Below are 16,769 nucleotides of genomic sequence, written 5' to 3'. Positions count from 1 at the left end.
GCTGCCAGCCGATGGACGGAAAGGGAACGGCGGCCTGCGCCGCGGGAGCCGCGATCATGGTGCTGCCACCGAGGGTGAGCAGTGCCGCGGCCGTCACGGCCGCGCTGGTGATGTGACGCACTGGGGGGAGCCTCCTTCGTTTCCTGGACCGGCCGACGGCGACGCACGGTTCAGGGGCAAGGACGGGGAAAGGGACAGGGGCCTGGCAGGCGCTCGCAGGGCCACAACCGCCACCGCGCCCGACGGAGAGCCGCATGGAGTCATGGGTGGCCTCCCCCTTTGGACGGTGCCGTGAGTGCGATGCCCCCTTGCGCTCACTCAGAAGACATCCCAAGTTCGTTCGGGGTTGTAGTCAGCGCGCCGAAAAATCGTCGGATGCAGGGCCGACGATGCGGACGGCGCCCGTCGTCGGCACATCCGACCGCGGGAGAGCCCGATGGCAGTGGGGGATATGTGCGAGGGGAGGGTGATCCGCTGTCCGCGGTCCTCGCGATGTGACCGCCTGCTCCGACATGCATGCCAAGTGGCCCCGGGTCTCCGCGTCAGGCGGAGCGTTGTCCCAGAGCCGGGTTACCGGCGGGCGCGGCGGCGGTAGGCGATCAACCTCCCCAGGAGGATGCCGACGACGAGGGTGACGGTCAGGACGATCCACAGCGGGAGGGTGACCTCGGGAATCCAGAGCCTGATGGTCACTGAGCCGGTGTTGGCGGCGATGAACCAGATGGTCAGGGCTGCCAGCACGAAGAAGCCGACGGTGCGCAGCCGCACGTCCCGCCCCTTGACCGTCACGGTGGACGGCCCGTGTGCCTTCGCGGTCTTCTGGGCCATGAATCCAGTATCAGGTGGGTCACCCGAGCGGGCGACTCGGTTGCCGGCTCTCTGCTGACGGCCCACGCACCAGGCCCGGACTCCCTGGGAAACCTCCACCCGGGACGCATCCGGCGCAGCGGGTGGCGGCCACGGCTGATGCGGGGCGCGAGCCGGGCTCGGGGGAGTGTCAGGTCCATCATGCCTGCTCGGGTGGGGTTTGCGGTAGGACGGAGCGCACGTCCGTTCAGCCTTGTCGCAGGCTGTGGTCCGCCCGCAGACTCGTGGTCATCCACTCCCGGCGTTCGTGCCGGCATCCGTCCTCGGCTGCCGGCGCGCTCGTTGTGCTGCCTCGTCGGGTGACGGGTGCGGGCCGGGGGTGGGGGAGCGAAGGGGGTTCGGTGGATCAGGACATGGTGGTACTCGCGAGGGTCAGGCTGCTCGGCGCCAACCGGCGGGTGGTGCGCGGTGCCGAGGGGTTGTGGATCTACCGCCTTCTGACACAGGTCGAGCCGGAGGCGTACGGGTCGAAGCTGGCGTACGTGCTGGTGGAGGAGGCCAGTACCTCGCCGCTGGTGCGGGAGCTGCCGGCGCAACGGCTGGCTCTGCTGGACGAGGCGGTGACGGTGGCCACGGCCCTGGATACCGCGAACCCCTACCGGGCGAAAGTACTGGCCAGGGCACTCGCGGCCAGGCGGCGGGAACTCGACGGGCGCTCGGCGGCCTAACGGGCCCGACGGAGGTTCCGGGTGACCAAGTCCGTTGGTCCATCAGGCGGTTCTGAAACTGGAACCGCACCCGGAGCCCCCGGGTTCCCCGAATCGACGAATGACCGGAGCGGACCGGAGCACTGGAGGCGGGAGGCCTCGCCGGCGTGACGGGCGGCCGGGAGCACCCAGCACGCGATGGTGGCGATGCCGTCGTCGAACTCCAGGCAGCGCAGGGATCACCCGGACGTGACCTGGCCGTCCCGCACCCACGCCTGTAGCTTCTCCGGATTGCGGACCACCCAGATCCGGGTGACGCGGCCGTGGGCCACATCGAAAGAGGCTACGGTCGTCACGGCGCCGGCACGCCGGGCCACCAAGCCCGGCACACCGTTGACGGACCGCTCCAGGAGTTCGAGCCCCGGAGCCTTGTCGGCGATGGCGACCATGTAGCGGGCGATGAGCGCACCGCCTTCGATCGGGCGCAGGACGGTACCGACCATGCCGCCGCCGTCGGCGGTCATCACGGCGGCCGGGTCGAGAAGGCCGACGAGGGCCGCGATGTTCTTGGTCTGCCATGCCTCTTTGACGTGCCGCACCGTGTCGGCCTGCCCGGCCGCCGTCACCGGAGGCCGCTCGTCGCGCACCCGCCGCCGGGCGGAGGCCGCGAGCTGCTTGCATGCCGCGGGGGTCCGGCCGAGGACGTCGGCGATCTCGGCGAAGGGGTACCGGAAGACGTCGTGCAGGACGAACGCCACCCGCTCGGCCGGTGTCATCGACTCCAGGACCACGAGGAAGGCCATGGTCACCGATTCGTCCAGGACCATCTGGTCGGCGGGGTCGGTGCCCTCGCCGTGGTCCCGCTCGGCGTGGTCGGGCAGCGGATCGGGCAACCAGGCGCCGACATAGCGTTCACGCCGCGCCCGCGCCGAGCCGAGCACGTCCAGGCAGATGCGGCCGGTCACCGTCGTCAGCCAGGCGCCGGGGGACACGATCTCGACCCGTCGACCTCGTGGCAGCGCGTACCAGCGCGCGTACGCCTCCTGTACGGCGTCCTCGGACTCGGCCAGTGAGCCGAGCAACCGGTAGGCGACGTTGATCAGTCGGCGCCGCTCGCCGGCCGTCTCATCGGTGCTCGTCCCAGCCGTCCCCATGCTCCGACCGCCTCCTCGCCTTACCTTTCGCGGGCCCGCGTCGTCGGGTTGGTGAGACCTTATCGATCTACTGCCTCCGGGCGGACAGAGGGGACTGTGGCATGGCAACCCAGGCGACGGCACAGCACCGCATCTCGTTTCTGCGGATCGCGATCACCCTGCAGACCCTGACCATCTTCCTTCAAGCGGTCTCCGCCGGACTGCTGCTGACCGCGTCCTACGGAGAGACCCTCCACAGTGTCGGAGCCCGCGTGATGTACGGGGCGTCGATGCTGTACGTGCTCGCGGCGGTGCTGGCGTGGAAGCCGGGCGGCGGCTCGCCCCGGCCCGTCTGGCACGCGTCCGGCTTTCTTGCCCTCGCCTCGGTCCAGGTCGTGCTCGGCATCGCGCACATCCCGTCGGTCCATCTTCCTCTGGGCGTCCTGATGTTCGGCCTGAGCGTGCTGGCGCTGGCGCGGCGCTGAAAGCCGCTGCGGGGGATTCCGGGATCAGCTGCGGCTGGCTGGCTGGCGGATCGGGTCGCCCCAGAGGCCCATCCGCTCACCTTCCCTGCCCGAACTGGGCTCTGCGGTCAGCTGAGTTGCTCGGCGCGTCCGAAGAGGATGCCTTCGGGGCCGCGGAGGCAACAGAGTCGACAGCTGTCCGCGGGCTACCCGGCTTTGGTCTGCCCGGCCTCGTCCGTGCGGAAGTCGCGCCGGTAGGCGGCGGGCGTGGTGCGCAGGGCCTCGTGGAAGCGGCGGCGCAGGTTCACGGCCGAGGAGAGGCCGACCCGGTGCGCGATGGTTTCCACCGGCAGGTCGGTCTCCTCCAGCAGTGCCCGGGTGGCGGCGATCCGCCGGTCCAGCAGCCATCGTCCGGGACTGATGCCCAGCTGCTCGGTGAAGCGCCGGGTCAGGGTGCGCGCCGAGACCTGGGAACGGGCCGCCATCTCGGCGACGCTGACCGGCTGGTCCAGCCTCCCGGCCAGCCACTCCAGAAGCGGGGCCAGCGAGTCCGTGACCGGCCCGGAGGTGGGCAGCTCGGCGTACTGCAGCTGGCAGCCCTCGCGGTGCGGGGGCATCACCATCTGCCGGGCGATCCGCATCGCGTACGCGGCGCCCTGGTCGGTGCGCACCAGGTGCAGGCAGAGGTCCACGCCCGCCGCCGATCCGGCGCTGGTGGAGACGTCACCGTGGTCCACGTAGAGCACCGCGGGGTCGACCCGGACCTGCGGGAACCGTGCGGCCAGCTCGGCGGCCTGGGCCCAGTGGGTGGCGGCCCGGCGGCCGTCCAGCAGTCCGGCGGCGGCGGGCACGAACGCGCCCGAGCAGATGCCGACGATCCGTACGCCGCGCCGGTGCGCCCGGCGGACCGCCGCGACGACCGCCGGAGGCACCTCGGTGCCGGGAGCCTGCTGCCAGCCGGGGACCACCACGGTGTCCGCCCGCTCCAGCGCGTCCAGGCCCGCCGTGACCAGCAGGTCGTAGCCGGCCCGGGTGCGCACCGGGCCGGGGTGCTCGGTGCAGACCTCGAACGTGTAGCGGGCGGGGATCGCCGGGCCGTGCTCGCCGAACACCTCGGCCGCGCAGGCCAGCGGGAAGGCCGACTGCGGGGGTTGCAGCAGGGCCACCACGCGGTGCGGCGCCGGGGACTTCGGCAGCGAACGCATCGTCATGGCGTGAAAGTACCCAGTCATGTCGTTCGGGACACTGGGGCGGCCGATTAGTCCGGGCCAGGATGGCGTGCTGTGACCACCACGCAGGCTCGGACCCAGACCTCCCCGCCCAATGATCCGACCACCGATCCGCCCGACGCCCGGTCGCCGTTGTGGGACCGGCGCTTCACGCTCTACTTCACCGCCCGCACGGTCTCGCTGGTCGGCGACGCGATGATGCCGGTGGCCGCCGCACTCGCGGTCGGCGCGCTCTACGGGATCTCCGGAGTCGGCTTCGTCCTCGGCACCTGGACCGGGACGTTCGTCGCCCTGGTCCTGTTCGGCGGCGTGTTCGCCGACCGGCTGGGCGCCCGGCGGATGATGGTGGGCGCGGACCTCGCCCGGGTGCTCACCCAGGGCGTGCTGGCAGTCGCGTTCTTCGTCGGGCCGCCCCCGTTCTGGCTGCTGGTCACCATGGCAGCGCCGGCCGGTGCCGCCGCCGCGATGTTCCAGCCGGGAGTGAACGGGATGGTCCCGCTGGTCGCCCGCGACCCCCAGCGGGCCAACGCCACGCTCAAGGTGGCCGACGCGCTCGCCCAACTGCTCGGCCCGGCCCTGGCGGGGCTGCTGATCGCGCTGACCGGCGCCGGCACCGTGTACGCGATCGACGGCGGCACCTTCGTGCTCAGCGCCCTGTGCCTGGCGCTCATTCGCCTCGCCCCCGCCGACGCGCCCACGGACACCCCGAACGACGCCGATTCCCCCGAGCCCAGCGGAAGTTCACTCCGCCGCGACCTGCGCCAGGGCTGGCACGAGTTCCGCTCCCGCACCTGGATGTGGGCGGTTATCCTGATCTGGGTGGGCTACGGCGTGCTGCTCTTCGGCCCGCTGGTACCGCTCAGCTCGGCGCTGGTCGGCGCCCGGCTCGGCCCGAACGCCTACGGCCTCGCGGTCTCCTTCCTCGGCGTCGGAACGGTACTCGGCGGCCTGCTGGCGCTGCGGCTGCGCCTGGCCCGGCCGCTGGCCGCGGGCGCGGTGGCGATGGCACTGTTCGCCGTGCTGCCGCTCTGCGTGTCGCTGAGCGCCGGACTGCCGGTGCTGCTGGTGGGCCATGTGCTCGGCGGCGGCGCCTGGGCGTTCTGGTCGGTCATGTGGGCGACCAGCGTGCAGACCCATACCCCGCCCGCGGTGCTCAACCGGGTCACCGCCTACGAGTTGGCCGGCTCGGTGTCCGGGATCGCCTTGGGCCAGCTACTGGCGGGGCCGGCCACCACACTGGCCTCCCCGGGACGCCTCCTGCTGGTCTCGACAGGCGCCTGCCTCGCGGGCTGCGTGGCGCTGCTCACGATCCCGGCGATCCGCACGCTGCGCCGCGCCGCTCCCACGGACGTCGGCACACCGAGGGAACCGGCTGGTCCGGCCGGAGAATGAGGCGATCGAACTCTTCCTCGCTCGCGTTCCGGTCGGGAGCGGGCCGTCGGCGGTGAACGCCTGAGGCGAGTCCTGTCGCGCCCGTGGCATCAAGTCCTGCGTTCAACTTGAGAAGGCAGCGAATAGCTGGTTCCGCGTGTCTTGTCACCTGTTGAACGGACTCCTACAGTCCGGAACCGAAGTGGCCGTGGAACCGCTCCCACGGTCCATGTCATCCGAGCAATGGAGCCGCGATGTCATCCGCACTTCAGAAGCCAGGACGGTTGATGGCCGTCGTGCTGACAGCTCTCCTGCTGCCTCTCCTGAGTCAGCCGCCGGCCCACGCGGGCACCTGGGGCGCGCCGCAGAACGTCAACTCGTGGAACACCGTCAACGGTAGGTGGACCGCCAACAACGAGCTGGAGACCTACACGCCCAACTGCGTGTGGTACGAGGGTGAGACGCTGATCATCAAGACCTACAGGGCCGGCGACGGGACGTACTACTCAGGCCGCGTGGAGTCGAAGCAGCTCTACGGCTATGGCACGTACAGCTTCACCGCGAACATGCCCAACGGTCAGGGACTTCTGCCGGCCGTGTGGGCGGCCTACCTGAACCCGTGGTTGCCCGAGTTCGATGCCGCTGAGATCGTCGGGCAGAACCCGAACACCGTCTACCAGACCCTCCACGACGTGAACAACGCTCAGAGTCAGTATGCGTCGAGCAGCGCGTCAGGCTGGACGAACGCCTTCCACACGTACTCGTTCACGTGGTGGCCCGATCACATCGACTTCGCCGTGGACGGCACCATCACGGGCTCGAAGCCCTACACCACTCCGGCCGGGACCGGCATGCATTTCATCGTCAACACGGCCGTGGGCGGGGACTGGACGGGGAATCCTGACGCCTCGACCTGGGCGACCGCTGACGGCGCCCGGTACCTGAAGGTCTCGTCGATCACGTACACCCCGTACACACCGTGACGTGAGCGTCAGGCCCGTTCCGGGTCGACCTCCCCACTGCCCCGAAGGGAAACGCTCCGGGGCAGTCGCGGGTGAGGCGGTGCTGGTCAAGGCGAGGGCAACGTTCTCTGCCGCCTGTGCCTGACCGGCCGCCGGGCGAGTCCTATCGCTGGCGGCGGGCGTTGACGCCGTTGGCCTCGAAGTCGTACACGTACTGGTTGATGCGGAGGGCGTCGACGGCGCCGGCCCACAGGTTGTCACGGCCCTTGCTCACCGCGACGGTGAGGACGGTCGGCCTGTCACCGCCGTCGTCGGATGTTCCGAGGACGGGCCCGCAGGACCTTGACACCGATGAGTGGCCCGGCGGCGGAGCCGAAATTCCCGGCAGGGACTCTCGCCGTGTGGGAGGGACGTGCGCGGGTAGCCGGGTCTCACTGAATCGCCGCCATCCGGCGTCGATCCGAGGACGAGAGAGGTGCCCGCGTGTCCGCTTCCCTGGTGGAGACCGTCGACATCCAAGCCCCTGTGTCCGTCACCTGGGATCTGTGGAGCGATGTGACCAGGTGGCCCGCCTTCCTGAGTCACGTCCGCCTGGTGGAGCCCTTGGACGAACGCCGCTTCGCCTGGCAACTGTCCCTGCCGGGGGCGGACAAGAACTTCGTCGCCGAACTGACCGAGGTGATCCCCGAGGAGCGGATCGCCTGGCACACCACCCAGGGTGTCCACCACGCGGGTGTCGTGACGTTCCACCGCCTGAGCGAGGACTCGAGCCGTGTCACCCTCCAGGTCGAGTACGACCCGAAGGGATTCGTCGAGCGCCTCGGGGCACTCACCAATCTGGACTCGGTCCTCGCCAATTACGACCTCGGCGAGTTCCAGAAGCTCGCCGAAACCGCGGCCTCGTCCTGACTCCCCGCCGGCCCGCAGGGCGCCGACTCCCGTGCCTCCAGACCCCGCTCGAATGCGACGGGTCGCCCTGCCGGTCCACACCGATCCGTCAGTCGACAGGCCAGGTGTGGACCGGTGCGTTGAGGTGCATGTAGTCGATGTACTGCCGCGTCATGCGCCGCAGGGCCTCGTGACGGCCGCAGTGGTCCGAGGCCTCGAAGTGGTGCAGCATCTCCTTCTGCCAGACCGCGCCGTTGCGCGCGGTGACGCACCGTTGCTCGATGATGCCGAGCAACGGTTCCCGCCAGGCCGCGTCCATGCCCGAGCGCTCCAGGCCCTGGTGTGCCAGCGGCAGCAGGCGTCGCAGGACGAGTTCGGGCACCGGGACTTCGCCCGTTCCGGGCCAGTACAGGCGGGCGTCGATGCCGTGCCGTGCTGCGGTGTGCAGGTTGTCCTCGGCGGCCGAGAAGGACATCCGTGACCACACCGGCCGGTCTTCGTCCACCAGAGCGCGGGTGAGGCCGTAGTAGAAGGCCCCGTTGGCGAGGGTGTCGGCGACCGTAGGGCCCGCGGGCAGCACGCGGTTCTCCACTCTCAGGTGCGGTCTGCCCTGGGTGACGGCGTAGACGGGGCGGTTCCATCGGTAGATGGTGCCGTTGTGGAGGGTGAGTTCGGACAGGTCCGGTGTGTCTCCGCGGTCCAGCGTCTGCGTCGGGTCCTGGTCCTCGCACAGGGGCAGCAGCGCCGGGAAGTAGCGGAGGTTCTCCTCGAAGAGATCGAAGACGCTGGTGATCCATCGCTCCCCGAACCACACCCGGGGCCGTACTCCCTGCGCCTTGATCTCCTGCGGGCGGGTGTCCGTCGCCTGCTCGAAGAGCGGGATGCGGGTCTCGTGCGCGAGTTCCTTGCCGAACAGGAAGGGTGAGTTGGCGGCCAGCGCGACCTGGACTCCGGCGATGGCCTGGGCCGCGTTCCAGTAGTCGGCGAATTCCTCGGGGGAGACCTGGAGGTGGAACTGGGTGCTGGTGCACGCGGCTTCCGGTGTGATGGTGTCCGCGTAGGTCCGCAGTCGGTCGACACCGTTCACCTCGATGAGCAGATCCTCGCCGCGTGCGGCGAACACCTGCTCGTTGATCAGGTGGTAGCGGGCGTTCTCCGACAGTGCCTGCCCGCCGACGTCGTCCTCCCGAAGGGTGGGCAGGATGCCGATCATGATCAGATGGACGCCGACCGTCCTGGCGCGCTCCTCCGCGTGGTTCAGCGCGGCGCGGATCTCCTCTTCCCAGGCGTTGGGACCACCCGCGATGAGCCGCCGGGGCGGAATGTTGATCTCCAGGTTGAACCGGCCCAGCTCGGTGTCCCAGGCGGGGTCCGCGATGGCGTCGAGCACGTCACCGCTCCGCATGGTCGGCTCGCCCTCGGCGTCGGTCAGGTTCAGCTCGATCTCCAGGCCCACCTGAGGCCGCTCCGCGTCGAACCGCGACTCGCGCAGCATCTGTGCGAAGGCGTCGAGACATTCCTGCATCTTGATCCGGTACCGGCGACGGTCATCGCGGGTGAAGACCTGCGCCGGAACGTCGCGTCCCATCGGCCCTCCCGGGTGGCCCCACGGATACCTCTCCCCTCCAGCGTCGCACCACCGGGCAGGTCTGACCATGCGGGACGGCACACCCCACGCCGTGGCTGACCACCGGATGGGGCTCGAGCGTGGCGTCCTCGTGGGGCCGAAGCCGACGAGAAGGGTGCTCGGCGGACCGTCGTGGCGGCGACGGATCGATCCGCGCACCTTGCGCGTGAGGCAGTTGGACTACGTCGAGGACCTCTACCGCGACTGGAACGACGGCCACCGCACCAGCGGAGGCGCCGCCGGCCGCGTGAACGCCGAGTTCGCCCGGATCCGCCGGGAGCTGGGCGACCTGCCCGGCATCACCGCAAGCCCCGCCCGGCTGCGCACCATGCTCCAGCACCTGACGAAGACCCTTCACCCCGGCGTCCTGAACGACTGACCTGTCCCAATGCCCGCCGCTCCAGCGTCCACCTGCCCCGCTTGACCACCGCCCGTGCCCAGGCCCAGCGCCCGCTCGACGCCCCGGCGGGACTGTCCCGCCTCCAAACCGCCGCGCTGACCACCCACCTCGCCGAACTCGACCACGCCATCGCAGAACTCACCTCCACCGAAAGCCCCGACGCATGAATGACCCCGCCGCACTGCGGCTGCGGCACGCCCTCGAACACGCCGGCATTCCCGTACGGCCGGGCACCGACCAGGCTGTCGTGCACGCATTCGAGCGGATCGTGATCGGCAACCCGAACACACCAGCGGCGCCCTGTCCGTCTCCACGCTGTGCACGGAAGCGGCTATCTCGCGCGCCACCTACTACCGTTCACCCCTGGCGAAGATCATCACCGGACTGCTCCGGACACCGGACGCGCCCCGACCGCAGACCGACACCCCGACGGCGGACATCGCCCGCCTCAAGAAGGCGGACCGCACGCTGCGCTCCCAACACGCGGCCGAGCAGCGGGAGGCACGCGCCACCATCGCCGCCTACGCCAACCACATCCAGACGCTGAGCCTGCGGAACGCCGAACTCGAAGCGGAGAACGCCACCCCGCGCGAAGCTCTAGGCCAGGGCGGCACCGTGGCCTCCCTCCCCAGAGTGCGCGTACGCACCCGACTACCGGCCCGACCACGGCAGGTCAGCGCACTACAACACCTCGGGGGCTGTGTGCTGAGCTCCTGGCGCACGTCCAGGCAGCGCACCCGGACACCGGGCTGCCCGGATCCCGTGTCGTACGGTCTGATGTCGCGGCCGCCCACCGTCCGCAATGGATCTCACCGAGACCGGCGGTGCCGCCGGTACGGCCGAAAGATCTGAACCAATACCGGGAATTCAGGCCGCGACGAGCTCCTGCTCGCGGTCCGGCGTTTTGACCTTGGGCTTCTTGTTCGGCAGCGAGAGCCGGAAGACCTTGTGCCACGCGGAGAACACCTGCTTGGGCAGCGGGCCGGTGACGTACTCCAGCTCGTACTTCTCGAACAGCGCGCGCACCTTCACCGCGACCTCGGCGTACCGGTTGCTCGGCAGGTCCGGGAAGAGGTGGTGCTCGATCTGGTGCGACAGGTTGCCGGTCATGAAGTGCATGGCCTTGCTGCCGCTGATGTTCGCCGAGCCCATCATCTGACGCAGGTACCACTGGCCGCGCGTCTCGCCCCTGATGGACCGGCGCTCGAAGACCTGCACGCCCTCGGGGAAGTGCCCGCACATGATCACCGAGTGGGTCCAGATGTTGCGGACCAGGTTCGCGGTGAACGTGGCGGCGAGCGTGGTGAGGAACGACGGGCCCGACAGCAGCGGGTGGATCACGTAGTCCTTGAGCACCTGCTTGCGAATCTTGCGGCCCACGGCCTTGGCCCGCGCGTGGAACTCGGGGTTCTTGCGGCGGCGCTTGTTCAGGTTCTTGCCGAGCTCCAGGTCGTACGCTGCGATGCCGTACTCGAAGAAACAGGCGTTGATGAAGTTCCACAGCGGCTGGCCGAGGTGGAACGGGTGCCACTTCTGGTCCTCGTCGACGCGCATGATGCCGTAGCCGAGGTCGTTGTCCTTGCCGATCACGTTGGTGTACGTGTGGTGCAGCTCGTTGTGCGAGTGCTTCCACTGCTCGGCCGGCGAGACGTGATCCCAGTCCCAGGTGGTTGAGTGGATCTTCGGGTCCCGCATCCAGTCCCACTGGCCGTGCAGGACGTTGTGGCCGATCTCCATGTTGTCCATGATCTTCGCCACGGACAGACCGGCGGTGCCGATCAGCCACGCGGGCGGGAAGAACGAGAACAGCAGTACGCCCCTGCTGACCAGCTCGAGCTTGCGCTGTGCCGAGATGACCTTGCGGATGTAGGCGGCGTCTTTCTCGCCGCGGCCGGCGATCACCTCGTCGCGGATCGCGTCCAGCTCGCGGCCAAGCTCCTCGATCTGCTCCGCGGTCAGGTGGGCGGTGGGGTCGATGGCGGTCAAGGTGCTCCTACCGTTCGATGTCGCAGGGGCCCGCAGCGGCGGACACGCAGGTCTGGATGAGGACGCCCGGCTCGGCCTCGGTGATCTCGCCGGTGCGCAGGTCGCGGACGGCGCCGGCCTTGAGCGGCGTGACGCAGCCGAAGCAGATGCCCATGCGGCACCCGGACGGCATGAGCACGCCGGCCTCCTCGCCGACGTCCAGCAACGGCGTGGCGCCGTCCGCGTCGACGGTCTTTCCGGTAGCGCTGAACGTGACCTCGCCGCCGTCGCCGGCGACGACGATGCTGGGGCGGAAGCGTTCGGTGTGCAGGCGCTCTTGGACGCCGTGCTCGGTCCAGTGCTCTTCGGCGGCGTCGAGCAGGCCTGCGGGCCCGCAAGCCCAGGTCTCGCGCTCGGCCCAGTCGGGCACGAGTTCGTCGAGACGGGCGATGTCGAGCATGCCGTCCGTGTCGGTGTGCACCTCGGTGAGCCGCAGCTTCTTGTCCGCGACCAGGTCGTGCAGTTCGTTGCGGAAGATCACGTCTTGCGGCTGTGGCGCGCAGTGGACCATGACGACGTCGTCGAACTCGGTGTCGCGCAGCATGCCCATCACGGGCGTGATGCCGCTGCCGGCCGTCAGGTAGAGGATCTTGGCGGGCTTGGCCTGCGGCAGTACGAAGTCACCGGTCGGCTGGTCGAGCTGGATCAGCGTGCCCGGTTTCGCCTTGCGGACCAGGTGGTTGCTGACCTTGCCGTCCGGGATCGCCTTCACGGTGATCGTGACGCGGCCGTCCTGGCGGTTTGTGGGCGAGGTGATGGAGTAGGCACGCCACAGGCGCACCCCGTCGACGTCGACCCCGATCCGCACGTACTGACCGGCTGTGTGGCCGCGCCAGCCCCGTCCCGGTCTGATCACGATGGTCGCGGCGTCACCCGTCTCGGGGTGCACGGCCTCGATGCGCCCACGCAGGTCGGCGCCCGCACGCAGTGGGCTGACCAGGTCGAGGTAGTCCGACGGCAATAGCGGCGTCGTGACCATCTCCAGCAGTTTCCACGCCCCGCTGCGAAGGGCTGTACTCGTCATGACTCCAGCTTGCTGCGCCTCAGGGCGTAAAGTCCTGACCGCAGGACGTAAATCTGGTCGGCTGAATTGTTCGCAGGGAACAAAACGTGAGCCATGCAATCCGGAGGGCCAGCGAACTGGCCCTGGATGAGACGACGGTCACCGCACTGCGGGCCGCGCTGAAGAGCACCGCCGACGAGGTCGTCCAGGCGATCATCGACGAGGTCCCTCCCTACGCCAACGCCCTTTCGGGCCACATGGGCGCCACCATCCGCCGAGCCGTCCGAACCGCCCTGGGGCACTACCTGGACCTCGCGAGCGGGAACGCCACTGGCGGCGACGCCGGTGACGCAGCCTACGAGTTGGGCCGCGGCGAGGTGCGCGACGGCCGTTCGATGGACGCCCTTCTCAGCGCCTACCGCGTCGGCGCCCGCGTGGCCTGGCGATGCCTGGCAGCGGGTGCCGTACCCACAGGTCTGCCCGCCGCCGAGGTCGCCAAGTTCGCCGAGCTGACCTTCGCCTACATCGACGAGCTCTCCGCCGCGAGCGCCGCGGGCCACGCCGACGAACTGGCCGCCCGGGGCAGGGACCACGAGCGCCACCTGGAACACCTGGCCCGCGACCTCCTCGCCGGCGCGAGCCCGGACGTGCTGCTGGCCTCTGCTCAACGGGCCGGGTGGCAGCCTCCGGTTTCGCTGACCGCGGTCCTGCTGCCCGCCGCCCAGGCCCGGCCTGCCTACCGCGCGCTCGACCCGAGCACCCTCGTCCTCGACGATCTGCCGGATGCCACCGGTGTGCTGCTCGTCCCCGATGCCGACCGATCACATCTCTTGCGGCAGCTGACCGACCGCACCGCCGTGGTCGGCCCGGCCCGGCCATGGACTCGTGCGTCCGCCTCGTACGCACGAGCCGTACGCGCGCGCTCCCTCTCCTCTGATATTCGCGACACCGAGCACCACCTGCCAGAGCTGGTGCTGAGCGCCGACGCGGACGCGTTCGCAGACCTGCGTGCCCGAGCCCTCGCACCGTTGCGGACCTTGCCTGTCGCGACCGCACGGCGGTTGGAGGAGACGTTGCGAGCGTGGCTGCTGCACCAGGGCAGGCGGGACGAGGTGGCGGCGGTGTTGTTCGTCCATCCCCAGACAGTCCGGTACCGGATGTCGCAGCTGCGGGAGCTGTTTCCGGATCTCGCATCGCCACACCGGGTCCTTGAACTGACGCTGGCGGTCGGTCTTCGGGTCAGCTGACGCGCACTTCGACCGTCCACGCCCGCGTCCGCGAGCAGTCCGGGAATACCAGGTCACCGAGCAGACCGGCGCGAACGGCACGGGCGTCGACGTCGGTGCGCTCGACCGGCGCACCGACCAGTCAGTTCGACCACTGCAGCAGTTGGCCCGTCCTCGGCCGCGCGGGAAGAGAGGACCGGACGTGGCTGCCCTGCTGGAGGCACAGGCCGATCGAGGCCGACGGCTCGGGCGCCTGCCCCTGGCCTAAGGCTCACGCCACGTTCAGGCGCGAATCGCACCGGGGCCGAGGACATCTGGCCCGACAGGCAGCGAGCCCGCGCCTGCCGTCGGGCTGGAAGAGGCATGCACGACGGAACTCGGTAGAACGGCCGCTGCCTGGGAAGACGCGAATTGATCTTCGTTGACGTCCCAGGGGAGGAAACATCACCATGGCCGTTCCCGCACGCGCCCGGCGTACCGCGCGCCGCTCCCGCCGGTTCGAACTCCGGGCGACGGCCCTCTACTTCGCCCTCCTCGCGGTCATCCTCGCTCTGGTGGGCGCGGCCGCCCGCACCGCGGCTGCGGCCGCGGTGCACCGTCCCGCCTGGGCTGTGGCGCTGGCCCTTGTAGGCGTAGGCGCCGTCATGGCCGGCTGCCGCGGGAGGCGCCGCATATCGGCGGTGAGGATCGCGCGCCGCGCGGCCGTAGCCCTGGACGAAGCCACGCAGACGGCGGTCGAAGCGCTCGACGCGGCGTCACCGGCTCCCGCCGTCGGCCTGGTCCCCGCCGGGGCCGGCGCCTGCGGCGGCGGCCTCGGCACGGATCCCAGCGTCCTGCTTCCCGAGACCGTGCCCGAGGCGCCCGCGGACACGGTGGAGATTGCCTATGAGGCCCTGGACCCGGACGAGTTCGAACAGGCGGTGGCCGAACTGTGCCGGCGCGACGGCTGTCTCGACGTGGACGTCGTGGGCGGGGCCGGGGACCTGGGCGCCGACGTCGTGGCGAGGACGCCCGACGGGCGCTCGGTCGTCATCCAGTGCAAGCGGTACTGCGACGGCAACCGGGTCGGCTCACAGGAGCTGCAGCGCTTCGGCGGCACCTGCTTCACCGTTCACGGCGCCGATGTCGCCGTCGTGGTCACCACCAGTGACTTCACCGCCCCCGCGCTCGACTACGCAGAGCAGTGCGGCATCGTGTGCGTCGACGGTCCGCAACTGCGGCGCTGGCAGGAGGATGCGGGACCGCGGCCGTGGGAGGCGCAGCCGTCGGCGGCCTGAGGCTGGCCAGTTGGTGGATGTTCGATCTTCGGGCCTGCTGACGCCGGCGGGACCGCTGCCTGCGACGATGCGCTTGTGTTTCGTTCAGCGGGCGGACCAGAGGCAGATGCCCGCGACGAGGAGGCTGGCGCGGTAGACCGTGGCGTAGCCACGGCTCGGCCGGCCCGGCGGCTTTCCCGGCGCCACCACAGCCGCGAGCAACCGGCGCCGAGCCCGAGGACGCGACCGGCTGAGCCGATGGTGGTCGTCGTCCCACCCCAGGAGGACCGGACAAGGTACGCGGCCTCTACCGTCCGGCCGGGCGGGTGCGGCGGCGCAGCAGTTCCATCCCTACGACGAGCAGCAGCTGCTCCCCGGCGTGGTCGAACTGCTCCTGGAGGGTGGGCTCGCGAAAGAGGCTGGCCAGCTCTCCGGCACCGGTGGCGAGGATGCCGCGCTGGGCGACGTAGTCGGCCATGGAAGCGCGGTGGACGGCGCGGGCGCGCTCCAGCAGCGCACCGTCCATCGTCCCGTCCAGGGTCCGGCCCAGCGCGGCGCTGAGGGCCTCTACGTGGCCCACGACCGCCTCGACAGTCATCGGCGCCGGTACAGGGCCGAGCGCGCGGACGAGACCGCTGGCGGCGAACACCGACTCCGGCTCCATCACGATCGCGCCAGTCCAATGCTGTGACCGCATGGGCTCGCCGGGTTGGGGTTGGGGCGGTTTGACGGGTGCCCACGGTTCCGTCCGACCATCGGAGATGTGGCGGTGGCCGAACACATCGCTCCTTTCAACTCGCATAGAAATCAGGAGGGTTGCTCTTGATGGATCGGTTACCCTCGGCCAGATCGTTCGAACGAATGATCCGATCCGAGGAAAGGGAAGCATGCGATTACATCTGCTCCGCGCTGTAGGAGTCTCGGCCATAGCCCTGGCTCCCATCATCGGTCTGACCACTCCGGCCAACGCATCTGTCGAGCGCCAGCAGTGCCATGCAATGCAGAAGGTCGAGATCGGGACCACTGGGCTAGACGTCGACATCCAGATCAAGCTGTGCGTCCAGCAGGACACCACTGGCGTATACCGGGCCTTTGCAAGCTTCTGGTGGCAAGACGCTGGCAGCTACAAGTTCAACAACCTGGACCTTCACGTGCGGTTGGAGAGGTACGACGTCGTCCGAAAGGGAGCTGTCTGCGACTTTACCGACGAGGTCAACTCAACTCAGGGCTTCAACCTGTATTGCGAGACGACGTGGACGAGCGCAGCTCCGCCCCTGACCACCGACGCCACCTTGCTGTACGACACCGCAGACGACGGTAAGGGCGAATTCCGCTGGGACCTCACTGGTACTCCGGCACTCTGACCAGGACGCGAGTCGGGCGCAACGGTCGGGCATCCTGGACATAGGAGCACAGGGAGTGAAGAGGAGCCGGTTCTCTTCGGCCTCCCCGCATCGGCATGGATCGTCCCGGCGGTCGTTTCGGACGAACCGGTGCGGTGCTCGGAATGCCCGCGGATCCTCCCCTCGAAGAAGTCGATCGCGGCCGGTATCGGTCCGGGCTGTGCGGCGAAGACCGGCCGGACCCGTTCTCGCGTCCATGAGAAGGCCCGAACCCGCTGAGAAGCGCGCACCCCAGCGCGCCTGACGGGACGCCGATACCTGCGATGTG

General features: G+C 69.7%; 18 protein-coding genes. 11 read left to right on the top strand and 7 right to left on the bottom strand.

Annotated elements, in window-relative coordinates:
- Positions 1-570 precede the first annotated feature (570 nt).
- Complete coding sequence (locus ACFWBT_RS21110) at positions 571-828, bottom strand: LapA family protein (protein ID WP_385702484.1); 258 nt, start codon at positions 826-828, stop codon at positions 571-573.
- 392 nt (positions 829-1,220) lie between these two features.
- On the opposite strand from ACFWBT_RS21110, the gene ACFWBT_RS21105 reads away from it, so the two are divergent.
- Positions 1,221-1,535 (top strand): hypothetical protein, encoded by a 315-nt coding sequence (locus ACFWBT_RS21105; protein WP_385702481.1) that lies wholly within the window; start codon positions 1,221-1,223, stop codon positions 1,533-1,535.
- A 218-nt stretch (positions 1,536-1,753) separates the two neighbouring features.
- Here ACFWBT_RS21105 and sigJ read toward each other — a convergent pair whose 3' ends face one another.
- Positions 1,754-2,668 carry an RNA polymerase sigma factor SigJ gene (gene sigJ / locus ACFWBT_RS21100; protein ID WP_385702480.1) on the bottom strand — a complete coding sequence of 305 codons (915 nt, stop codon included), beginning with the start codon at positions 2,666-2,668 and terminating at the stop codon, positions 1,754-1,756.
- 101 nt (positions 2,669-2,769) lie between these two features.
- On the opposite strand from sigJ, the gene ACFWBT_RS21095 reads away from it, so the two are divergent.
- Positions 2,770-3,132, top strand: a complete 363-nt coding sequence (locus ACFWBT_RS21095; protein WP_385702478.1) for a hypothetical protein — start codon at positions 2,770-2,772, stop codon at positions 3,130-3,132.
- Positions 3,133-3,317: 185 nt separating this feature from the next.
- Here the strand turns inward: ACFWBT_RS21095 and ACFWBT_RS21090 are convergent, their stop codons facing one another.
- The gene (locus tag ACFWBT_RS21090; RefSeq protein WP_385702476.1) at positions 3,318-4,322 is read right to left on the bottom strand and encodes a GlxA family transcriptional regulator; all 1,005 of its coding nucleotides are present in this window, start codon (positions 4,320-4,322) and stop codon (positions 3,318-3,320) included.
- A gap of 72 nt (positions 4,323-4,394) precedes the next feature.
- Here ACFWBT_RS21090 and ACFWBT_RS21085 point away from each other — a divergent pair, with 72 nt between their 5' ends.
- From ACFWBT_RS21085 to ACFWBT_RS21075, 3 genes are all read left to right on the top strand, one after another.
- Entirely contained in the window at positions 4,395-5,732 is a 1,338-nt protein-coding gene (locus tag ACFWBT_RS21085; protein ID WP_385702474.1) for an MFS transporter, read from the top strand.
- A 233-nt stretch (positions 5,733-5,965) separates the two neighbouring features.
- Positions 5,966-6,694: a family 16 glycosylhydrolase gene (locus ACFWBT_RS21080; protein ID WP_385702472.1), complete on the top strand. Its 729-nt coding sequence runs from the start codon at positions 5,966-5,968 to the stop codon at positions 6,692-6,694.
- 462 nt (positions 6,695-7,156) lie between these two features.
- The gene (locus ACFWBT_RS21075) at positions 7,157-7,582 is read left to right on the top strand and encodes an SRPBCC family protein (RefSeq protein WP_385702469.1); all 426 of its coding nucleotides are present in this window, start codon (positions 7,157-7,159) and stop codon (positions 7,580-7,582) included.
- Between the two features lie 88 nt (positions 7,583-7,670).
- On the opposite strand, the gene ACFWBT_RS21070 is transcribed toward ACFWBT_RS21075, so the two are convergent.
- Positions 7,671-9,149, bottom strand: coding sequence for a glutamate--cysteine ligase (locus ACFWBT_RS21070; protein WP_385702466.1), 1,479 nt, complete (start codon positions 9,147-9,149; stop codon positions 7,671-7,673).
- A 91-nt stretch (positions 9,150-9,240) separates the two neighbouring features.
- Here ACFWBT_RS21070 and ACFWBT_RS21065 point away from each other — a divergent pair, with 91 nt between their 5' ends.
- Positions 9,241-9,567 carry a hypothetical protein gene (locus ACFWBT_RS21065; protein WP_385702464.1) on the top strand — a complete coding sequence of 109 codons (327 nt, stop codon included), beginning with the start codon at positions 9,241-9,243 and terminating at the stop codon, positions 9,565-9,567.
- Between the two features lie 41 nt (positions 9,568-9,608).
- On the top strand, positions 9,609-9,755 hold the full coding sequence (locus ACFWBT_RS21060; protein ID WP_385702461.1) for a hypothetical protein: 147 nt from the start codon (positions 9,609-9,611) through the stop codon (positions 9,753-9,755).
- A 700-nt stretch (positions 9,756-10,455) separates the two neighbouring features.
- Here ACFWBT_RS21060 and ACFWBT_RS21055 read toward each other — a convergent pair.
- Both ACFWBT_RS21055 and ACFWBT_RS21050 read right to left on the bottom strand, forming a co-directional pair.
- Positions 10,456-11,574: a fatty acid desaturase family protein gene (locus ACFWBT_RS21055; protein ID WP_385702458.1), complete on the bottom strand. Its 1,119-nt coding sequence runs from the start codon at positions 11,572-11,574 to the stop codon at positions 10,456-10,458.
- A gap of 7 nt (positions 11,575-11,581) precedes the next feature.
- Entirely contained in the window at positions 11,582-12,637 is a 1,056-nt protein-coding gene (locus tag ACFWBT_RS21050; RefSeq protein ID WP_385702457.1) for a ferredoxin reductase, read from the bottom strand.
- Positions 12,638-12,723: 86 nt separating this feature from the next.
- Between ACFWBT_RS21050 and ACFWBT_RS21045 the strand changes: the two genes are divergently transcribed.
- Both ACFWBT_RS21045 and ACFWBT_RS21040 read left to right on the top strand, forming a co-directional pair.
- Positions 12,724-13,863, top strand: coding sequence for a PucR family transcriptional regulator (locus ACFWBT_RS21045; protein WP_385702454.1), 1,140 nt, complete (start codon positions 12,724-12,726; stop codon positions 13,861-13,863).
- Between the two features lie 428 nt (positions 13,864-14,291).
- Positions 14,292-15,119, top strand: a complete 828-nt coding sequence (locus ACFWBT_RS21040; protein ID WP_385702452.1) for a restriction endonuclease — start codon at positions 14,292-14,294, stop codon at positions 15,117-15,119.
- A gap of 286 nt (positions 15,120-15,405) precedes the next feature.
- Here ACFWBT_RS21040 and ACFWBT_RS21035 read toward each other — a convergent pair whose 3' ends face one another.
- Positions 15,406-15,795 carry a hypothetical protein gene (locus tag ACFWBT_RS21035; protein ID WP_385702451.1) on the bottom strand — a complete coding sequence of 130 codons (390 nt, stop codon included), beginning with the start codon at positions 15,793-15,795 and terminating at the stop codon, positions 15,406-15,408.
- A 190-nt stretch (positions 15,796-15,985) separates the two neighbouring features.
- On the opposite strand from ACFWBT_RS21035, the gene ACFWBT_RS21030 reads away from it, so the two are divergent.
- Positions 15,986-16,462 (top strand): hypothetical protein, encoded by a 477-nt coding sequence (locus tag ACFWBT_RS21030; protein WP_385702449.1) that lies wholly within the window; start codon positions 15,986-15,988, stop codon positions 16,460-16,462.
- A 129-nt stretch (positions 16,463-16,591) separates the two neighbouring features.
- Entirely contained in the window at positions 16,592-16,720 is a 129-nt protein-coding gene (locus tag ACFWBT_RS21025; protein WP_385702446.1) for a DUF6011 domain-containing protein, read from the top strand.
- Positions 16,721-16,769 lie beyond the last annotated feature (49 nt).

The organism is Streptomyces sp. NPDC060027 (genome assembly GCF_042737005.1).
Classification (GTDB): Bacteria; Actinomycetota; Actinomycetes; order Streptomycetales; family Streptomycetaceae; genus Streptomyces.
Note: the sequence above shows the minus strand (reverse complement) of the source record. Positions and strands in the feature narration are given on the sequence as shown.

Bases quoted from the DNA above. Each gene is read 5' to 3' on its own strand.
- ACFWBT_RS21095 (WP_385702478.1), top strand. From the start codon at position 2,770: ATGGCAACCCAGGCGACGGCACAGCACCGCATCTCGTTTCTGCGGATC.
- ACFWBT_RS21090 (WP_385702476.1), bottom strand. From the start codon at position 4,322: ATGACGATGCGTTCGCTGCCGAAGTCCCCGGCGCCGCACCGCGTGGTG.
- ACFWBT_RS21040 (WP_385702452.1), top strand. From the start codon at position 14,292: ATGGCCGTTCCCGCACGCGCCCGGCGTACCGCGCGCCGCTCCCGCCGG.
- sigJ (WP_385702480.1), bottom strand. From the start codon at position 2,668: ATGGGGACGGCTGGGACGAGCACCGATGAGACGGCCGGCGAGCGGCGC.
- ACFWBT_RS21035 (WP_385702451.1), bottom strand. From the start codon at position 15,795: ATGCGGTCACAGCATTGGACTGGCGCGATCGTGATGGAGCCGGAGTCG.
- ACFWBT_RS21105 (WP_385702481.1), top strand. From the start codon at position 1,221: ATGGTGGTACTCGCGAGGGTCAGGCTGCTCGGCGCCAACCGGCGGGTG.
- ACFWBT_RS21110 (WP_385702484.1), bottom strand. From the start codon at position 828: ATGGCCCAGAAGACCGCGAAGGCACACGGGCCGTCCACCGTGACGGTC.
- ACFWBT_RS21080 (WP_385702472.1), top strand. From the start codon at position 5,966: ATGTCATCCGCACTTCAGAAGCCAGGACGGTTGATGGCCGTCGTGCTG.
- ACFWBT_RS21030 (WP_385702449.1), top strand. From the start codon at position 15,986: ATGCGATTACATCTGCTCCGCGCTGTAGGAGTCTCGGCCATAGCCCTG.
- ACFWBT_RS21070 (WP_385702466.1), bottom strand. From the start codon at position 9,149: ATGGGACGCGACGTTCCGGCGCAGGTCTTCACCCGCGATGACCGTCGC.
- ACFWBT_RS21050 (WP_385702457.1), bottom strand. From the start codon at position 12,637: ATGACGAGTACAGCCCTTCGCAGCGGGGCGTGGAAACTGCTGGAGATG.